Annotated in this window: 18 protein-coding genes and 1 pseudogene; 9 read left to right on the forward strand and 10 right to left on the reverse strand. The window is 67.2% G+C overall.

Going from position 1 to position 18,554, the window contains the following annotated elements:
• Positions 1–47 precede the first annotated feature (47 nt).
• On the forward strand, positions 48–992 hold the full coding sequence (locus AmiPiv_RS01265) for a glycine--tRNA ligase subunit alpha (RefSeq protein ID WP_340035431.1): 945 nt from the start codon (positions 48–50) through the stop codon (positions 990–992).
• 18 nt (positions 993–1,010) lie between these two features.
• Here AmiPiv_RS01265 and AmiPiv_RS01270 read toward each other — a convergent pair whose 3' ends face one another.
• Complete coding sequence (locus tag AmiPiv_RS01270; RefSeq protein WP_340035432.1) at positions 1,011–1,187, reverse strand: hypothetical protein; 177 nt, start codon at positions 1,185–1,187, stop codon at positions 1,011–1,013.
• Between the two features lie 202 nt (positions 1,188–1,389).
• On the opposite strand from AmiPiv_RS01270, the gene glyS reads away from it, so the two are divergent.
• Positions 1,390–3,681 carry a glycine--tRNA ligase subunit beta gene (gene glyS, locus AmiPiv_RS01275; protein ID WP_340035433.1) on the forward strand — a complete coding sequence of 764 codons (2,292 nt, stop codon included), beginning with the start codon at positions 1,390–1,392 and terminating at the stop codon, positions 3,679–3,681.
• Positions 3,682–3,705: 24 nt separating this feature from the next.
• On the opposite strand, the gene AmiPiv_RS01280 is transcribed toward glyS, so the two are convergent.
• On the reverse strand, positions 3,706–4,098 hold the full coding sequence (locus AmiPiv_RS01280; RefSeq protein WP_340035434.1) for a hypothetical protein: 393 nt from the start codon (positions 4,096–4,098) through the stop codon (positions 3,706–3,708).
• 170 nt (positions 4,099–4,268) lie between these two features.
• On the opposite strand from AmiPiv_RS01280, the gene AmiPiv_RS01285 reads away from it, so the two are divergent.
• The 3 genes from AmiPiv_RS01285 (at position 4,269) to AmiPiv_RS01295 (ending at position 7,420) form a co-directional block, all read left to right on the forward strand.
• Positions 4,269–5,237: an L-threonylcarbamoyladenylate synthase gene (locus tag AmiPiv_RS01285; protein WP_340035435.1), complete on the forward strand. Its 969-nt coding sequence runs from the start codon at positions 4,269–4,271 to the stop codon at positions 5,235–5,237.
• Positions 5,238–5,252: 15 nt separating this feature from the next.
• Positions 5,253–6,683: an FAD-binding oxidoreductase gene (locus tag AmiPiv_RS01290; protein WP_340035436.1), complete on the forward strand. Its 1,431-nt coding sequence runs from the start codon at positions 5,253–5,255 to the stop codon at positions 6,681–6,683.
• A gap of 170 nt (positions 6,684–6,853) precedes the next feature.
• Positions 6,854–7,420: a DUF6101 family protein gene (locus AmiPiv_RS01295; RefSeq protein ID WP_340035437.1), complete on the forward strand. Its 567-nt coding sequence runs from the start codon at positions 6,854–6,856 to the stop codon at positions 7,418–7,420.
• Between the two features lie 9 nt (positions 7,421–7,429).
• Here AmiPiv_RS01295 and ubiA read toward each other — a convergent pair whose 3' ends face one another.
• A complete protein-coding gene (ubiA, locus tag AmiPiv_RS01300) occupies positions 7,430–8,413 on the reverse strand; it encodes a 4-hydroxybenzoate octaprenyltransferase (RefSeq protein WP_340035438.1) in 984 nt (327 codons plus the stop codon).
• 208 nt (positions 8,414–8,621) lie between these two features.
• Here ubiA and AmiPiv_RS01305 point away from each other — a divergent pair, with 208 nt between their 5' ends.
• Positions 8,622–8,870, forward strand: a complete 249-nt coding sequence (locus tag AmiPiv_RS01305; protein ID WP_340035439.1) for a DUF1344 domain-containing protein — start codon at positions 8,622–8,624, stop codon at positions 8,868–8,870.
• 76 nt (positions 8,871–8,946) lie between these two features.
• Here AmiPiv_RS01305 and AmiPiv_RS01310 read toward each other — a convergent pair whose 3' ends face one another.
• The 4 genes from AmiPiv_RS01310 to AmiPiv_RS01325 all read right to left on the reverse strand — a co-directional run bounded on the left by AmiPiv_RS01310 (position 8,947) and on the right by AmiPiv_RS01325 (position 11,913).
• On the reverse strand, positions 8,947–9,534 hold the full coding sequence (locus tag AmiPiv_RS01310) for a histidine phosphatase family protein (RefSeq protein ID WP_340035440.1): 588 nt from the start codon (positions 9,532–9,534) through the stop codon (positions 8,947–8,949).
• A gap of 22 nt (positions 9,535–9,556) precedes the next feature.
• A complete protein-coding gene (fabI, locus tag AmiPiv_RS01315; protein WP_340035441.1) occupies positions 9,557–10,375 on the reverse strand; it encodes an enoyl-ACP reductase FabI in 819 nt (272 codons plus the stop codon).
• 111 nt (positions 10,376–10,486) lie between these two features.
• On the reverse strand, positions 10,487–11,443 hold the full coding sequence (locus AmiPiv_RS01320; protein ID WP_340035442.1) for a DnaJ C-terminal domain-containing protein: 957 nt from the start codon (positions 11,441–11,443) through the stop codon (positions 10,487–10,489).
• Between the two features lie 80 nt (positions 11,444–11,523).
• The gene (locus tag AmiPiv_RS01325) at positions 11,524–11,913 is read right to left on the reverse strand and encodes an RT0821/Lpp0805 family surface protein (RefSeq protein WP_340035443.1); all 390 of its coding nucleotides are present in this window, start codon (positions 11,911–11,913) and stop codon (positions 11,524–11,526) included.
• A gap of 117 nt (positions 11,914–12,030) precedes the next feature.
• On the opposite strand from AmiPiv_RS01325, the gene pdxH reads away from it, so the two are divergent.
• Positions 12,031–12,648 carry a pyridoxamine 5'-phosphate oxidase gene (pdxH, locus tag AmiPiv_RS01330; RefSeq protein ID WP_340035444.1) on the forward strand — a complete coding sequence of 206 codons (618 nt, stop codon included), beginning with the start codon at positions 12,031–12,033 and terminating at the stop codon, positions 12,646–12,648.
• A 270-nt stretch (positions 12,649–12,918) separates the two neighbouring features.
• On the opposite strand, the gene AmiPiv_RS01335 is transcribed toward pdxH, so the two are convergent.
• Positions 12,919–13,668: a crotonase/enoyl-CoA hydratase family protein gene (locus AmiPiv_RS01335; RefSeq protein ID WP_340035445.1), complete on the reverse strand. Its 750-nt coding sequence runs from the start codon at positions 13,666–13,668 to the stop codon at positions 12,919–12,921.
• Between the two features lie 25 nt (positions 13,669–13,693).
• Positions 13,694–15,472 carry an acyl-CoA dehydrogenase gene (locus tag AmiPiv_RS01340; RefSeq protein ID WP_340035446.1) on the reverse strand — a complete coding sequence of 593 codons (1,779 nt, stop codon included), beginning with the start codon at positions 15,470–15,472 and terminating at the stop codon, positions 13,694–13,696.
• Positions 15,473–15,640: 168 nt separating this feature from the next.
• On the opposite strand from AmiPiv_RS01340, the pseudogene AmiPiv_RS01345 reads away from it, so the two are divergent.
• Positions 15,641–15,881 (forward strand): annotated as a pseudogene (locus AmiPiv_RS01345) (hypothetical protein).
• A 159-nt stretch (positions 15,882–16,040) separates the two neighbouring features.
• Positions 16,041–17,141 carry a glycoside hydrolase family 25 protein gene (locus AmiPiv_RS01350; RefSeq protein ID WP_340035910.1) on the forward strand — a complete coding sequence of 367 codons (1,101 nt, stop codon included), beginning with the start codon at positions 16,041–16,043 and terminating at the stop codon, positions 17,139–17,141.
• Here AmiPiv_RS01350 and purD read toward each other — a convergent pair.
• The gene (purD, locus tag AmiPiv_RS01355) at positions 17,138–18,412 is read right to left on the reverse strand and encodes a phosphoribosylamine--glycine ligase (RefSeq protein WP_340035447.1); all 1,275 of its coding nucleotides are present in this window, start codon (positions 18,410–18,412) and stop codon (positions 17,138–17,140) included. The genes AmiPiv_RS01350 and purD overlap by 4 nt on opposite strands.
• Between the last annotated feature and the right edge of the window lie 142 nt (positions 18,413–18,554).

Here is an 18,554-nt window from a genome sequence, read left to right on the forward strand (position 1 = left end):
CAGGCCCCGTTTTCTTTGGGGCGCGCGCCAATGATCGAGCTTTGCCCGTGACCAACAATCTGCCCGCCCACATGCATCCCAGCCGCTCGTTCCAGGGGCTGATCCTGACGCTGCACAATTACTGGGCTGAGCGCGGCTGCATCATCCTGCAGCCCTACGACATGGAAGTGGGCGCCGGCACGTTCCACCCAGCCACCACCTTGCGGGCGCTCGGACCGAAGCGCTGGAACGCTGCCTATGTGCAGCCCTCGCGCCGGCCCAAGGACGGCCGCTACGGCGAGAACCCGAACCGGCTGCAGCATTACTACCAGTACCAGGTGATCCTGAAGCCCAACCCGGCCAACCTGCAGGAACTCTATCTCGGCTCGCTGAAGGCGATCGGCATCGATCCCCTGGTGCACGACATCCGCTTCGTCGAGGACGATTGGGAAAGCCCGACGCTCGGCGCCTGGGGGCTGGGCTGGGAGTGCTGGTGCGACGGCATGGAAGTGTCGCAGTTCACCTATTTCCAGCAGGTCTGCGGTATCGAATGCGCTCCCGTCGCAGGCGAGCTGACCTACGGCCTCGAGCGTCTGGCCATGTATGTGCAGGGCGTCGACAACGTCTACGACCTCAATTTCAACGGCCTCGAGGGCGACGACAAGGTCACCTATGGCGAGGTTTTCCTGCAGGCCGAGCAGGAATATTCGCGCCACAATTTCGAATACGCCAACACCGCCATGCTGCTCCGCCACTTCGATGACGCGGAAGCCGAGTGCAAGGCGCTGCTGGCCGCCGGCGCGCCGGCGGAGGGCGGAAATTCCGCCCAGCACAAGATGGTGTTTCCAGCCTACGACCAGGCCATCAAGGCCAGCCACGTCTTCAACCTGCTCGACGCGCGCGGCGTCATCTCGGTGACCGAGCGGCAGAGCTACATCCTGCGGGTCCGCAACCTTGCCAAGGCTTGCGGCGAGGCATTCCTGCAGACGGAAGCCGGCGGGCTGACGATCTGACCCGCCTCCAACGTTGAGCTAAGCGGCCATAGCCATTTCCAGTCCCTCCGGAAGGTGCGACTGGACGACCTCGCCATTTATCGTCTGCAGCGCCCTGCGCACGCCCGGCATCCTGAATTCGGCCGGGGCCGCCACATGCATGGCGAGCAGGGCGCTGAGCGCGAGGATGTGGAGGAGGGCGGTAGCGGTTTTCATCGTCGTCGAGCCAAAAGGTGTCTGCCTGAGCGTTGGTCGCTTCAGCGCGCTGACTGGTTCACGGGAATGTCTGCCCAGAGGACGATTTCGCCGCGGACGTGCCGACAAGGCGCGGCAAATTTCGCAATCGCGCGTGGGAAGGTGACAGCGGGCGGATGAGTTGCTATTCCGCGCGGACCAATTGCCCCGTGTGAGCCGTCCGATGCCCGATCTGCTTCTTGAGTTGCGTTCCGAAGAAATCCCCGCCCGCATGCAGCGCAAGGCGGCCGGCGATCTGAAGAAGATGCTGACCGACGGCCTGGTCGAGGCCGGCCTGACCTATGAGGCGGCGCGCGAATACTGGACGCCGCGGCGCCTGACGCTCGACATCCGCGGCCTGACCGCCCGCTCGAAGGACATCCGCGAGGAGCGCAAGGGCCCGAGCACCAAGGCGCCCGAGGCGGCGATCCAGGGTTTCCTGCGCAGCGCCGGCCTCGCCTCGATCGCCGAGGCGCATGTCCACAGCGACCCGAAGAAGGGCGATTTCTACGTCGCCCACATCTCCAAGCCCGGCCGTGCCGCCGAAGAGATCGTCGCCGAGCTGATGCCCGGGATCGTCAAGACCTTCCCGTGGCCCAAGTCGATGCGCTGGGGCCCGGCCTCGGCCAGGCCGGGCAGCCTGCGCTGGGTGCGGCCGCTGCAATCGATCGTCTGCACCTTCGGGCCGGAGACCGAGGAGCCCGTCGTGATCGACTTCGAGATCGACGGCATCCGCTCCGGCAATGTCACCTATGGCCACCGCTTCCACGCGCCCGAGGCGATCACGGTGCGCCGCTTCGACGACTATGCGGCCAAGCTCGAGGCGGCCAAGGTCGTCATCGACGCCGAGCGCCGCAAGGAAATGATCCTTGCCGACGCGCGCAACCTGGCCTTTGCCCAGGGCCTCGACCTGGTCGAGGACGAGGGGCTGCTGGACGAGGTCTCGGGGCTCGTCGAATGGCCGGTGGTGCTGATGGGGCAGTTCGAGGATGCCTTCCTCGCAATCCCGGCCGAGGTGATCCGGCTCACCATCCGCGCCAACCAGAAGTGCTTCGTGACGCGGCCGCAGGGCAGCGAGGACGCGCTTTCGCACCACTTCCTTTTGACCTCCAACATCGAGGCCAAGGACGGCGGCAGGGAAATCGCCCACGGCAACGGCAAGGTGGTGCGCGCCCGCCTCTCCGACGCCCTCTATTTCTGGAAGACCGACCAGGGCGACCTGCCGGACCTCGACACGCTGAAGGAGTCGGCACTGGTCTTCGGGCTCGACCTGAGCAAGCCGCTCGACCAGCGCATGGCGCGGCTCGACCATCTCGGCGTCACCTTCCACGCCAAGCTGGGCACGCAAGGGGCGCGGGTCGAGCGCATCCGCGCGCTGGCCCGCGAGATCGCGCCGCTGGTGGGCGCCGATCCCAGGCTCGCCGAACGTGCCGCGGTGCTGGCCAAGGCCGATCTCCAGACTGAGGTGGTCGGCGAGTTCCCCGAGCTCCAGGGCGCCATGGGCCGCAAATATGCGTTGCTGCAGGGCGAAAGCCCCTCGGTGGCGGCGGCGCTCGAGGAGCACTACAAGCCGCAGGGCCCGTCCGACCGCGTGCCGACCGACCCGGTGTCGGTGACCGTCGCGCTGGCCGACAAGCTCGACACGCTGGTCGGCTTCTGGACCATCGACGAGAAGCCCACGGGCTCGAAGGATCCCTATGCGCTGCGCCGCGCCGCACTCGGCGTCATCCGCATCATTCTCGCCGCCCGCGGCAAGCTGCCGCTCAAGACGCTGTTCGATGCGGCGCTGACCCAGCTCGCGGAAGCCTCGATCGAGAAGCGGATCGACGAGTTCGAGGCCGGGCAGGCGAAGCTCGACACCGGCGACGTCGACGGCGAGCAGGACGTCGACAACGCGCTTGCCGCCTTCGAGGCGGAAATCCGCCGCGACACGATCGAGCACGCGGCACCGCTCAAGGCCGACCTGCTGGCCTTCTTCCACGACCGGCTGAAGGTGTACCTGCGCGAGCTCGGCGCCCGCTACGACCTGATCGACGCGGTGATCACGCCCGACGCGGACGATCTGTTGACCATCACGCGCCGCGTCGAGGCGCTGGGACACTTCCTCGACAGCGACGACGGCAGGAACCTGCTCGCCGGCACCAAGCGCGCCGCCAACATCCTGGCCGCCGAGGAGAAGAAGGGCACGGTCGTGGCCGACGGCGTCGACCCGGGCCTGTTCCGCGAGCCGGCAGAAAACGCGCTGTTCGTGCCGGTCAACCAGGCTGTGAGCGAAGCCGGCCAGGCGATCCGCAACGAGGACTTCTCCGGCGCCATGCGCGCGCTCAGCGTGCTGCGCGAGCCGGTCGATTCATTCTTCGAGAAGGTTCTGGTCAATGACGAGGACGTAGCCGTGCGGGCGAACCGCCTGGCGCTGCTTGCCCGCATCCGCGCCGCCACCGACCAGGTCGCCGACTTCTCCAAGATCGCCGGCTAGGTCGAAGTGACGCGTTAGGCCCGCCTATTCGGTCTCCGGGTAGGCGGGGTCGACCGTGACGCTGTCGGCCTTGGCCGGCTCGGGCGCCGGAGCGGCGGCTGCGGCCGGTTGTGCCGGTGCGTTGCCGGCGGGCGCGGCCGCGACCGCAGCAGGTCGCGGCGAGGAGGCGCCGACTTCGCCGCCGCGGATGACCAGAGGCGCCGGGCCCATGCGCACCGGCCGGCTGACGATGGCCGCCACCTTGCCCGTATCGACCGCCGGCGTGCCGCGTTCGATGACCGAGGCCGACCGGCCGGCGTCTCCGGACACGACGATCGACGGACCGGCGGTGTTGCCGCCGAGCTCGACGATCGACGAGGCATAGACGGGGGCGGCCGCCACAACGGCGACGGCAAGAAACGCGGCAAAGACCTGCATTTGTCCCTCGGGGGGTCGAAACGAATTTTCGGGCGCATCCTAATCGCGGCGGGTTGCGGCCCGATTTCGCGGATGCCGCGCATTTTAGCTGTCTGGCGATTCTCGATGGCAGCGGCCTTGCCGCAGCGGCCACCCCGCGTTAGGGACCGGGTGAACAGGGAAACGACGACGTGACCGAACTGATCCCGGCGGACAAGGCGATGGATCGCGCACTCGCGCTGCTCGACGCCGGCGAGGTGGTGGCCATTCCGACCGAGACCGTCTACGGGCTCGCCGGCGATGCCACCAACGGCGCGGCGGTCGCGCGCATATTCGAGGCCAAGGGGCGGCCGCGCTTCAATCCGCTGATCGCCCATGTCGCCGACATGGAGATGGCCGAGCGCATCGGCATGTTCGATCCGCTGTCGCGCAGGCTGGCCGACAGGTTCTGGCCGGGGCCGCTGACGCTGGTCGTGCCGCTCAGACCCGAATTTGGCATCCACCCGCTGGTCACCGCCGGGCTCGACACGATCGCCCTCAGGATGCCCATGGGCTTCGGCGGCAAGCTGATCGCGAGGCTGGGGCGACCGCTCGCGGCCCCCAGCGCCAATACCTCGGGCAAGATCAGCTCGACCAGCGGCGAGGCCGTGGCGCGCGACCTCGGCGGCAGGATACCGTTGGTCGTCGACGGCGGACAGACATCGGTTGGGCTCGAATCGACCATCGTCAAGGTCGAGGGCGACAGGGTGCGGCTGTTGCGCCCGGGCGGCATCGCGGCCGGCGAGATCGAGGCGGTGGCCGGCCAGCCGCTGCTGCGCGGCGTCACCGCGGGCATCGAGGCGCCGGGCATGCTGGCCTCGCACTATGCTCCGGGCGCCGCCATGCGCCTCAATGCCGACAGCGTCGATGAGGGGGAGGCGCTGCTCGGCTTTGGGCCGCAGCGCGCCGAGGGCTGGCAGGCGGCCCGCGCCTTCCTGAACCTCTCCGAGACCGGCGACCTGCGCGAGGCGGCCGCCAACCTGTTCTCGCACCTCCAGGCACTGGACCACAGCGGCGCCGCCTCCATCGCCGTCGAGCCGGTCCCCGTGGCGGAACTCGGCGAGGCGATCAATGACCGGCTGGCGCGCGCCGCAGCCCCTCGTGACAATCCGCACGGCTGAAACTAGCTTCACCCCATGACCCAGAACCCGAACGGCCTAGACCCAGCGCTTGCCGAGCGCTTCACCGCGATCGTCGGCGAGCGTTATGTCGTCAGACAGAACGCCGACATCGAGCCCTACGTCCACGAGCCGCGCGGGCTGTTCACGGGCGCGACCTCGCTGGTGCTCAGGCCTAGCAGCGTCGAGGAGGTGAGCGCGATCATGCGGCTCGCCACCGAGACGCGCACGCCGGTGGTGCCGCAGGGCGGCAACACCGGCCTCGTCGGCGGCCAGGTCCCGGATCGTTCCGGCGGCCAGGTGGTCCTGTCGCTGTCGCGGCTCAACCGCATCCGCGAGATCGATGCCATCTCCAACACCGTCATCGCCGAGGCGGGTGTCGTGCTCGACCAGCTTCACCACGCGGCCGACGCGGTCGACAGGCTCTATCCGCTGTCGCTCGCCTCGCAGGGCTCGTGCCAGATCGGCGGCAACCTTTCATCCAATGCCGGCGGCACGGCCGTGCTGGCCTACGGCAATGCGCGCGAGCTCTGCCTCGGCGTCGAGGTGGTGCTGCCGACCGGCGAGGTGCTGGACGACCTGCGCAAGCTCAAGAAGGACAACACCGGCTACGACCTCAAGAACCTGTTCGTCGGGGCAGAGGGTACGCTCGGGGTGATCACGGCCGCGGTGCTGAAGCTCTATCCCAAGCCGAAGGGCCGCGAGGTTGCCTGGGTAGGGCTGCCCTCGGCCGAGGCAGCGCTGGCGCTGTTCAACACCGCGCAGGATCTCGGCGGAGGAGCGCTCACCGCCTTCGAACTCATCGGCTGGACCCCGATGGAATTCGCCATGCGCCACATCCCCGACGCGCGGCCGCCGCTGGAGGGTGACTGGGACTGGCAGGTGCTGATGGAGATCTCCTCCGGCCGCTCGGCCGAGGATGCGCGGACGCTGATCGAGGACATTCTCTCCTCCGGCTTCGAGGCCGGGCAGGTCGGCGACGCCGCGATTGCCGCCAGCGTCGGGCACGCCAACGAGTTCTGGCGCCTGCGCGAGATGCTGCCCGAAACCCAGAAGGCCGAAGGCGTGTCGATCAAGCACGACATTTCCGTGCCCATCGCCAGCATACCCGCCTTCATCGAACAGGCAGGCAAGGCAGTGGCAGGCGTCAGCCCCGAAGCGCGCGTGGTCTGCTTCGGCCACATGGGCGACGGCAACCTGCACTACAATGTCTCGCAGCCCGTGGGCATGGACGGGGCGGAATTCCTCGCGCTCTACCGGCGCATGAACGATGCGGTTCACGACGTGGTGAGAAGCTTCAACGGCTCGATCTCGGCGGAGCACGGCATCGGCCAGCTCAAGCGCGACGAGCTGATCGCCACAGCGCCGCCGGTCGCCATCGAGCTGATGCGCCGGGTGAAGTCGGTGTTCGACCCCGCCGGCATCATGAACCCCGGCAAGGTGATTTGATCCATTCCGGTGGCATTCCGATAACCATCGCCGAGATCAGCAAAATTTAACCGACTTTCTTAAGCGGGGCGGTAAGGAGGCCCCGCTAGTGTCCTTCCTACAAACGAGACCGGGGAAACTGGTCCGGAGAGACCGGAAGCCGGCTCTCAGGAGAAACAGGAAGGCACAACATGAACACCGGACTGAAGCCAGTCTGGGCGGGACGCAACATGCGCCTCGACCCATTCCGCTTGCCGCAGATGGTCAGCTACGCCACGCGCGACGACCTTGGCGATGTCACCTTCACCATCGACCATCGCGGTGCCGTCGTTCGTCGCCTGCTCGCGCAGAGCGGCCTGCCTGTGACCATCGCGCTGCCGGCGCGCGCCTTCAGGGGCGTTGCCGCGAGGGCGCTGGAGGACGACTGCGGCAACGTCACGGTGACGCTGGAACTGCTGCACAACGACCCGATGCTTTCCGTGCCGCTGCTGGTGGCCGACGATCTCGACGACGTCGCCGCCGACTGGCGCGCCTGGGCCGATTTCTACGGCATGCCGATGCTGCTGATCGAGGCGGACGGCGTGGCCCGCACGCTCGAGGAATCGCTCGGCGCGGCGATCAAGACCCGAACCGCAGTGGACCGCCGCAAGGGCCGTGTCTCGCGCATGCGCCGGCCTCGTTTCCTCGCCCGCCGCAAGGCTGGCACGCTCGGCGTGCGCCTCGTCATCGACGGCGAGGAGATCATCGCCCGCGCCTGACGGCGCGGGTCAGACCAGCGGCTTGAACGCCACCCAGGCGCCGCCAAGCACTAGTCCGAGGAAGATGATCCAGCCGACCTGGCCGTTCGACCTGAACAGCTTCAGGCACTGGTCGGGGTCATCGATGTCGAGGCTGACGATCTGGCGGGCCATATGCGCGCCCGCTGCGACCAGTCCGGCGAGCGCCGGCATCGGCACCTGCGCCATGGCAAAGGCGGTGGCAAACAGGATCAACGCACCGCCGTAGAGGCCGGCCAGCCAGGATTTGGTGTTCTCGCCGAAATAGCGCGCCGTCGATTTCACGCCGACCAGCGCATCGTCTTCCTTGTCCTGGTGGGCGTAGATCGTGTCGTAGCCGATCACCCACATGATCGAGCCGAAATAGAGCAGCAGGGCGGGCGCAGCGATGTCGCCGAACTCCGCCGCCCAGCCCATCAGCGCACCCCAGGAGAAGGCGAGGCCAAGCACGAATTGCGGCCAGTTGGTGATGCGCTTCATGAACGGATAGATCGCAACGATCGCCAGCGACGAGATGCCGAGCGCGACGGCGAAGCTATTGAACTGGAGCAGCACCAGGAGCCCGACCAGCGCCTGGAGGACGAGGAAGCCCCAGGCCTGCCGCCGGCTGACCTGGCCGGACGGAAGCGGCCGGGACCGCGTCCGTTCGACCTGGGCGTCGATGTTCTCGTCGACGAGATCGTTGTAGGTGCAGCCGGCCCCGCGCATGGCGACGGCGCCGATCAGGAACAGCGCCAGGAACCAGGGCGAAGGCAGCAGCGAGATGAGGCTGTCTCCGGGGCGGGCATAGGCGCTCGCCGCCATCGCCAAGGACCACCAGCATGGCCACAGCAAGAGCACCCAGCCGATCGGCCGGTCCCAGCGGGCGAGCTGGGCATAGGGCCACAGTTTGCGGGGCAGGGCGCGATAGACCCAATGCCTGCTGGGGGCGTCGGCGACCCGGCCCTGGCCGGCTTTGGACTGTATGGGTTCCATGGGCGTGGAGTGGCAGGCCGGCGCCCGCACGTCAAGCCGCGGCCTTCGGAGGCCACCTGCGGAGGGGCGTCACTGGCCATTTTTGCCGTGGTCAAAGCGTGATCGGAGCCGATTTAGTTTTGACACATTCGGTTGGTTTCTGCTTCCCTCCGACCGATCAATCGAAGCATGCCCCGCGATTGCGGAGCTAAGAAGAATGAGGACGATAATGCGTACCCTTATTGGCGCCGTAGTCGCCGTTCTCGCGATCACAGGCGCTGCGCTGGCCGCCGAGGTGGAAGGTCAGGTCAAGTCGATCGACAAGGAAAGGCTGATCATCACCCTCGACAACGGCAAGTCCTACAAGCTGCCGGGCGAATTCGACGTGGCGAACATCAAGCCGGGCATGGACATCATGATCGCCTATGACGTGGTCGGCGGCGAGAACCTGATCACCGACATGGACCTGTCGCAGTAAGAGCTGTCTGCGGCCGCCATCTCTTGTCTTGACGCAGGTCCGGCCGGAAAACGCTTCGCGCCTTTCCCGGAATTGCTCAGAGCCAGTCGAGGCGGCCGTCTTCGAGTTTCAGCACGCGGTCCTGGGGAACCTCCAGGGCCGCGGCTCTGCTTTCGGACATGCCCTCGACGAGCCTGAAGATCGCGCGCACCACGCCGCCATGGGTGACGCAGACGGTCGGTCCGGAAATCTCGGCAAACCACGCCGCCACCCGGCCGGTGAGCATTTCATAACTTTCCGCACTGTCGCCAGGCGGCACGAAGTTCCACTTGTCGAAGCGGCGGGCCTGTGTCGACCCCGGCCGACGGGCTTCCAGTTCCGCAAAGGTATGGCCTTGCCAGTCGCCGAAATGGACTTCGACGAGGCGCGGATCGGTGCGGTAGGCGGCGGGATCCAGCCCCATGGCCGAACGCACGCGCTCCATGGTCTCGCGGGTCCGGCGCATCGGGCTCGCGACGAAATCGAACCGTCGCGGATCGACGATCAGTTCGGCCAGCCTGCGACCGTTGCGGTCGGCCTGGCTGCGGCCGAGCGCGTTGATGTCGGTATCGGCCTGGCCCTGCAGGCGCTGTTCGGCGTTCCAGGCCGTCTGGCCATGGCGCACGAAGTAGACGAGTTGCGTCATGGCTGTTCGGCGTGCTGCGGCATCAATCCTTGACGGTGGAGATGTCCGGCGCGTCGACGGCCTTCATGCCGACGACGTGGTAGCCCGAATCGACATGGTGCACTTCGCCGGTGACGCCGCGCGACAGGTCCGACAGGAAGTAGAGGCCGGAATCGCCGACCTCGTCGATCGAGACGGTGCGGCGCAGCGGGGCGTTGTACTCGTTCCACTTGAGGATGTAGCGGAAGTCGTCGATGCCGGAGGCGGCGAGCGTCTTGATCGGGCCGGCGGAGATGGCGTTGACGCGGATCTTCTTGGGGCCGAGGTCGACGGCGAGATACTTCACGCTGGCCTCGAGCGCTGCCTTGGCCACGCCCATGACGTTGTAGTTGGGCATGACCTTCTCGGCGCCGTAATACGTCATGGTCAGGAGCGAGCCGCCGTCCGGCATCAGCTTCTCGGCGCGCTGGGCGATTGCGGTGAACGAATAGACCGAGATGTCCATGGTCTTGAGGAAGTTGCCGTGGCTGGTGTCGACGTAGCGGCCGGTCAGCTCTTCCTTGTCGGAGAAGCCGATGGCGTGGACGACGAAGTCGAGCTTGCCCCACTTCTTCTCGATCGCCTCGAAGCACGCGTCGATCGTCGCCATGTCGGTCACGTCGCAGTGGCCGCAGACGAAGGCACCGATCTCGGCGGCCAGCGGCTCGACGCGCTTCTTCAGCGCATCGCCCTGATAGGTGAATGCGAGTTCCGCGCCCTGGTCCGCGCAGGCCTTGGCGATGCCCCAGGCGATCGATCGGTTGTTGGCGACGCCTAGAATAAGGCCGCGCTTGCCGGCCATCAGGCCCTGTCCACCCGCCATATGAACGCACTCCTGAAATTGAAAGGTTTTCAAGCTGCCCTATCGCATAGGCACCAGCCGCCTTCAAGCTTTCATAAGCCGAAGCATCAGTGCCCCGCCCGCAAGGCGCCGTCAGCCGGAGGATTTGCGCACGAACTCGGCCAGCGCCGGGTTGCCGCCCTCGGGCAGCATCACCCGCACATGGACGTAGAGGTCGCCGTGACCGCCGGCCTTCTCGGGCAGGCCGCGGCCCTTGATGCGCAGCACCTTGTCGGAGCTCGACCACTCCGGCACCTTGACCGCGATGCGCCCGGTAGGCGTCTCGACAGTGGCCTTGGTGCCGAGCACCGCGTCGTGCAGGGTGACCGGCAGGTCGGCATGGAGGTCGCGGCCCTCGACGCGATAGCGCGGATGGCGGCGGAACCGGATCTTGACCAGCGCGTCGCCGGGGCCGCCAAAACCCTGCTCGCCCTGGCCCTTGAGCCTGATCGTCTGGCCGTCCTCGACAAAGTCCGGGAGCTTGACCGCGATCTTGCGGCCGTCGGGGAACAGCGCCGTCACCTTGGGGGCGGTCGCCGCTTCCTCGATGGTCACGTCGAGGTTGACGTTGACGTCGGCGCCCGGCTGGGCGCGCTGGCCGCCCATGCCGGCGCCATGTCCGCCTGCTCCCGGACCGGCGGCTCCATGTCCGCCGCCGCGCTGGCCGAAGGCGTCGCCGAAGATCTGGCTGAAGATGTCGCCCGTGTCGAAGCCGCCCGGTCCCGAGGAACGGAACTCGAAATGGCTGGCGCCCGGGCCGCCCTGCTGGCGGCGGAACCCGCCGAACGGGTCGCCGCCGGCGGCACCCTCGAAGCCGTGGAATCGCTGCTTGCCCTCGGCGTCGATCTCGCCGCGGTCGAAAGCCGCCTTCTTCTTCTCGTCGCCGAGAATCTCATAGGCCTGGTTTGCGGCCGCAAACCGCTCCTTGGCCTTCGGATCGTCCGGGTTCTGGTCCGGATGATGCTTCTTGGCGAGCTTGCGGAAGGCCGCCTTGATGTCCTTGGCCGAGGCGTTCCTGGCAACGCCCAGCACCTCATAGGGGTCGCTCATACGATGAATCCACGCAGAGAAAGGGTTGGTCCACCCCTATATGCGCCTCGCTAGGAAGAAATTCCAGAGGCGACCGGGCTTCAGGCCGGCTGGAACGACACCATCTGCCAGGCGCCGGCGCCGGCGGCGCAAATCTCGCCGGTGAACATGCGCACGCCGTCGAAACTCTCGCGCGAGGCGGCGAAGCGGCGGCAGAGCACGCCGCGTTCGGTGCTCTCGGAAACCGCGCTGACGGCGCCGCGCGAGCCGGTCTCGGCATTGGCCCAGGGAATCGCCTGGCCGTTCAGGCCCTCGATGTCGGCGGACGACACGGCGTTGCGGATCGTCGTCTCGTCGGACGGCCGGGCGGCGTCCGCGGCACGGTCGGGATCGTCCGGCACGCTGCCGGTCAGGATGCTGCGGTCCACCTCGGCCTTCTCAAGGCTGAAGCCGCCGATGGCGCAGGCGCTGACGGTGGTCAGGCCAAGCAATACGGTGCTCCTTAGGGCCAGCTTTCGGATTTGTGGGAGGCACTGGCCTTCGAAGGCTTGCGCGAGGCGCGGCAATCGGCATTCTCCGGTCGGCATGGGCAGGTCGAGTAAAGAGCTATGACGGACACTGAGTTAACAAGCGGTGACTTCACCGAGAGCGCGGAGCCCTTCCGGCTGTTTGCCGCGTGGCTGAAGGACGCGACGGCGAGCGAGCTGAACGACCCCAACGCGGTGGCGCTGGCGACCGTCGACCCCGACGGCCTGCCCGACGCGCGCATGGTGCTGCTCAAGGGTTTCGATGAGCAGGGCTTCGTCTTCTACACCAACTTCGAGAGCGCCAAGGGCCGCGAGATCCTGGCCACGATGAAGGCTGCCATGTGCTTCCACTGGAAGTCGCTGCGGCGCCAGGTGCGGGTGCGCGGACCTGTGGAAATCGTCACCGACGCAGAGGCCGACGCCTATTTCGCCTCGCGCCCGCGCGGCAGCCGAATCGGTGCCTGGGCGTCGAAGCAGTCGCGCCCGCTCGAAAGCCGATTCGCGCTGGAGAAGGCGGTGGCCGAATACACGGCCCGCTATGCCATCGGCGAGATTCCCCGGCCGGCCTACTGGTCGGGCTTCCGCATCGTGCCGAGCCAGATCGAGTTCTGGCACGACCGGCCGTTCCGGCTGCATGACCGCGTCGTCTTCACCCGCAACGCCACGGGCGGCTGGGACAAGGACAGGCTTTATCCGTAAGCCGCTCACCGTCCCCGGTTCGAGCAGATTGGCATACCCCCACCCCTGACCCCTCCCCACAAGGGGGAGAGGAATCTTGTGCCATCCGGCTTGCCCGGGCGTTACCTGCTGTTCTGGTGAAGGCGGCGGCGACATCGTCTCCCTTCCCCTTGTGGGGAGGGTTGGGGTGGGGGTAAAGGCTGTCGCGCCTCAGCGCGTCGAAGAAGGCACCCCTGAAGCCCCTGCGCCGCTTCGCGGACCGACCCTCCCCTTGTGGGGAAGGTAACGCGGCTACTTCTTCCGCGTCATGAAGGCGACGAGCGCCGCGCGTGCCTCGTCGGATTTCAGGCGGGCGCGGAAATGCTCGCCTTCCTCCTTGATGCGCGCCACCAGTTCCGCAGGGTCGCCACGCATCAGGTCGCGTGCGATCTTCAGCGCTTCCGGCGGCTTGGCGGCGATCTCGCGGGCGGACGCCAGGGTCGCAGCTTCCAACTCGTCCTCAGACACGATCTTGTAGATCAGGCCGCTCGCCAGCGCGCGCTCGGCCGAGAAGCCCTCGCCGAGGCCGAGCAGGGCGAAGGCGCCCTGGCGACCGAGAATGCGCGGCGCAAGCAGACTGGACCCGGCTTCCGGCACGAGGCCGAGATCGACGAAGGGCGTGCGGAAGACCGTTCGCGGCGTGGCGAAGGTCAGGTCGCAATGCAGGTTGATGGTCGTGCCGATGCCGACGGCGATGCCGTCGACGCCCGACACGATGGGCTTTGCGACCAGCGCGAGGGCCGCGAGAAAGTCCCACACCTCGGCACCACCTTCGCCGCCGGTGGCGATCGCCATGAAGTCGGCGAGATCGTTGCCGGCCGAGAACGCGCCGGGCACGCCGAGGAAGACATGGACCCGCACCGCCGGATCGGCGTCGCCCGCCTTCAGCGCCGCCGCCATCCCGGCATACATGGCGCGGGTGATGGCGTTCTTCTTGTCCGGACGGTTCATCCGGATGATCTGCACGGCGTCCTGCCGCTCGATGACAATATGGTCGCTCACTTCAGACTGTTCCCTCGTCCAGAATTCAAACCGCAAACAGAGCCTTGGCGGCTCCCGCGAGGCTCGCGGCACCCGTTGTGACGCGGTCCCTGAGCGCCGCCGTCTCGCCGAGCATGTTCTCGGCGAAGAAACGACAGAGCGCGATGCGCACGGCGTCGCCGTCGGCCAATGCCGCGCGCGCGAGATAAGCGCCGCCGGCGGCCAGCGCGAACAGCCGGAGATAGGGCGTGGCGCCGGCCAGCGCATCGTCCGTTCGGCCGTCTTCCATCTGCCGCTGCAGGAAGCGCGTGGTCTGCTGCAGGTCGTCGAGCGCCTGCTCCAGGCAGGCGGCGGTGCGGCCATAGTCCTCGCTGTTCAGCGCCGCGACCGCGTTGGCGACCGCGTCGAGTTCGCCGACATAGTCGAAGACGTGGTCGCCATTGCCGAGCGGCAGCTTGCGGGTGACCAGATCGATCGCCTGGATGCCGTTGGTGCCTTCGTAGATCGGTGCGATGCGGGCGTCGCGCAGCAGCCGCGCCGCACCCGTCTCCTCGATGAAGCCCATGCCGCCATGCACCTGAACGCCGAGCGAGGCGACCTCGACGCCGACGTCGGTGGCGAAGGCCTTGGCCACCGGCGTCAGGAGGTTGGCGCGGTCCTGCCAATAGGCCTTCGCATCGCCCTCCGACACGCGTGCCAAGTCGAGCGCGTGGGCGCAGGCATAGGCGATGGCGCGCGCGGTCTGGGTCAGCGCCTTCATGGTCAACAGGTTGCGCTGCACGTCGGGGTGATGGACGATCGGCGCCATGCCTTCGCCGCCGTAGGACGGGGCCTTGCCCTGGCGACGGTCGTTGGCATAGGCGAGCGCCTTCTGGAAGGCGGCTTCCGCCACCGCCACGCCCTGCATGCCGACCGACAGCCGGGCGTTGTTCATCATGGTGAACATGCAGGCGAGGCCCTTGTTCTCCTCGCCGATCACCCAGCCGACGGCGCCGGGCTCGCGGTCCTTGGCGAAGCCGTCGCCATAGATCATGGTGCAGGTCGGCGAGGCGTGGATGCCGAGCTTTTCCTCGAGCCCCGAGCAGAACACGTCGTTGCGGGCACCAGGCGTACCGTCCGCATTGGGCAGGAACTTCGGCACGAGAAACAGCGAGATGCCGCGAGTGCCGGCCGGCGCGTCGGGCAGCCGTGCCAGCACCAGGTGCACGATGTTGTCGGTCAGGTCGTGCTCGCCATAGGTGATGAAGATCTTCTGGCCGAAGATCCGGTAGGTGCCGTCGCCCGCGCGTTCGGCACGGCAGCGCAGGGCGGCGAGGTCGGATCCCGCCTGCGGCTCGGTCAGGTTCATCGTGCTCATCCACTCGCCCGAGACGAGCTTTTCGAGATAGGTGGCCTTCAGTTCCTCCGAGGCATGCTTCTCCAGCGCCTCGATCGCCCCCATGGTCAGCGTCGGGCCAATGCCGAAGGCCATCGATGCCGAGTTCCACATCTCGAGGGCGGCGACGCCGAGCATGATCGGCAGGCCCTGGCCGCCGAACGCCTCGGGGGCGTTGAGGCCGTTCCAGCCGCCTTCGATCCAATGCCGGTAGAGCTCCTTCCAGCCGGGCGGCATGGTCACCGCCGCGTCCTTGAGCCTGGCACCGACCTTGTCGCCGATCTCGTAGAGCGGCGCGACCTCCTCGGTGGCAAAGCGCCCCGCCTCGGAAAGGATGGCGTCGACCAGATCCTCGCCGAGATCGCCGAAGCGTCCCGCATCCAGCGCCGCCTTCAGCCCGGCCACATGCTTCAGGGCAAACCCTATCTCTTCCACCGGCGCGCGGTACATGACGCTCTCCTCCTGCTGATGGGCACCGTGGCCGCGGGCCACTTGCACCGCACACTAACCGCCTTCGATCTACGAGGGGAAGCTCCTTTTTACGTAAACGTCAAATTTTGGAGCCGTGCTTGCACTAAAGTCGGGCGTTGCCAGAACGGAGCAGCAAACAAGTTCGCCATGCTCGCCCGTCCCGATCCCTACAGTTGTATCGAGTGCGGCCTGCAGTACCGCCCGGAAGGCTTCTGGTATCCTGGGCGGCAAGGTCGAGGAAGGCGCGGCCTACTGGACCGATCGCGGCATATTGTGCTCGCCGAAATGCTCGCTGACCCATTTCCGAAAGCGCCAGGCGGAAGGCAGCCTTCCGACCGAACCCGCTCCCGACCCGTTCGAATTCGCGGCTCCGAGCCGGTTCAGGTAGCAGCGGCCGCTTTCAACCCTAGGGCGGTGGTGCTTTATCAGCATTTCCTTAACCATGCGGGTTCAGGATCGGTTACCGGTCACCGAGGGTCGCCTTTTGAGGGGATTGGCGTCTAAGCTGCAGAAATTTGCGTTCGCCGCGCTGCTCGCCGCGGGGACCATGCACGGGACGGCAAAAGCTGCCGAGCAGGACTTTTCCGAACCCTGGAAGCAGGCCGATCGGGCACTCGTCATCGACGCCTACGAATACAATTCCATCGACTGGCAGAAGCTCTCCGGCGACAAGCGCATCGTAGGCTTCATCAACAAGGGCTCCGACGGCCTGCCGCCGCCCTACGCCTGTTCGGGCACCGAAACCGAAATCCGGCTGTGCAAGGCGCTGTGGAAGCGTCATGCGGTGGCGCGCGAACTGTTCCACACCCGCAAGGTCGTGGCCAAGGCGCTCGGCCTCGAATGGGGCGCCTATCATCTCGGCCGTCCCGGCAATCCGATCGAACAGGCGCAGAATTTCCTCGATTTCGCCGAGCCCGGCCCCGACGACCTGATGGCGCTCGACATCGAGGAAAACGACCCGGAGAAATGGATGTCGCTCGAGGACGCGGAGATCTTCGTGCGTTACATCTTCCAGCGGACCGGCCGCTATCCGATCCTCTACACCAACGGGGCGACCTCCCGGTACATCGCCGACAACCGCTATCGCTACCAGCTGCTGTCGCGGCTGCCGCTGTGGTACGCGCGCTACAAGCCGGAGATCGGCATTCATTTCCCGAAGGGCAACTGGCAGGGCTACACGCTGTGGCAGTTCTCGGCCCAGGCCAATTGCGGCGAGCGCCGCTGCCCCTATCGCGTCGCCGGCACGGGGAACGACATCGACGTCAACGTCGCGCCGATGGACGCGGATGCGCTGCGCAAGGCCTGGCCGTTCGGCCAGCTCGTCGAAGCCACCGACGTGTTCGTGGCGAACGTGCCGGTGCCGATTGCCCGCGACGACGGTGTGAAGGGCGAAAGCCGGATCCGCTACGCCTCGGTCGCCTATCCGGTACGCCTCGACCTGCTTGCGAACGCTTTGCGCTCGAGCTGGAACAAGGCCGTGCTGGGCACGGTACCGGCCGTGAAGGCGCTCGGCAGCCGCCATGCCTATGGCATGGCCGAATATGCCGCCGTCAAGCTGGAGAGGCGCGAGCGCGCCGTCGCCTACCGCAGGGCCGATCTCGATCCGGTATCGACGGCCTCGACCGAACTCGACCGCGCCGCGCGCTAATCGTTCTCGCGCTCGACCGCGCGCCAGCCGATGTCGCGGCGGCAGAAGCCTTCGGGCCAATCGATGAGATCGACCGCCTGGTAGGCCTTGGCCTGGGCTTCGCTGACGCTGCCGCCCGTTGCGGTGACATTGAGCACGCGGCCGCCATTGGCGACCAGCTTGCCGTCCTTCAGTGCCGTGCCGGCGTGGAAGACCTGGGCGCCGGAGGCTTCGGCCTTGTCGATGCCTGAAATGGCAGAACCCTTTTCCGGCGTGCCGGGGTAACCCCGGGCGGCCATCACCACGGTCAGCGCGGCCTCGTCGCGCCAGCGCGCCGAGACGTGGCTCAACTGGCCGTCGGCGGCGGCGTTGAGCAGGACCAGCAGGTCCTCCTTCAGCCGCATCATCAGCACCTGGCATTCGGGATCGCCGAAGCGGGTGTTGTATTCGATCAGCCTGGGGCCCTTGTCGGTCAGCATCAGGCCGGCGAACAGCACGCCAGCAAATGGCGCGCCCATCTCGGCCATGCCGCGCATGGTCGGCTCGACGATCTCGCGCATGGTGCGCTCGACCGTCACCGGGTCCATGACGGGCGCCGGCGAATAGGCGCCCATGCCGCCGGTGTTGGGACCGACGTCGCCGTCGCCGACGCGCTTGTGGTCCTGCGCCGTGCCGAAAGGCAGCGCCGTCTTGCCGTCGCACAGGCAAAAGAAGCTCGCTTCTTCGCCGGTCATGAATTCCTCGACGACAACAGACGCGCCAGCCCCGCCGAACGCGCCTTCGAAGCATGCATCGACCGCCTCGAGCGCCTCGTCGAGCGTCATTGCCACCGTCACACCCTTGCCAGCAGCAAGCCCGTCGGCCTTGATGACGATGGGGGCGCCTGTCTTTTCGACATAGGCGCGCGCCGCAGCCGCGTCGTCGAAACGGCCATAGGCCGCGGTCGGAATGCCGTAGCGGGCACAGAGATCCTTGGTGAAGCCCTTCGAGCCTTCGAGCTGGGCGGCGGCCTTCGACGGGCCGAAGACACGGATGCCTTGGGCGCGCAGGTCGTCGCCGATGCCGGCGACCAGCGGACCCTCGGGGCCGACGACGACGAGGTCGATTGCCTTCTCCTTGCAGAACGCGGCCACCGCGGCGTGGTCGGCGATGTCGAGCGCCACCAGTTCGGCCTCCTGCGCGACACCGGGATTGCCCGGCGCCGCATAGAGCCTGGTCAGCATCGGCGACGCCGCGAGCTTCCAGGCGAGTGCGTGCTCGCGACCGCCGGAGCCGATAAGGAGGACATTCATGCGGCAATTCCCCGTCCTGCAAGAACCGCCCCTCCGCTATGGCCGTTGATGCCGCGGGTCAAGGCTTGGCGGTCGCTTTTTGGGTGGGCGTCCGCCGCGCAAATCAGCAATTTCCCTTTTCGAGGGCATGCGCTAGAAGGCG

The sequence above is a fragment of the Aminobacter sp. Piv2-1 genome (genome assembly GCF_037625995.1).
Lineage (GTDB): Bacteria > Pseudomonadota > Alphaproteobacteria > Rhizobiales > Rhizobiaceae > Aminobacter.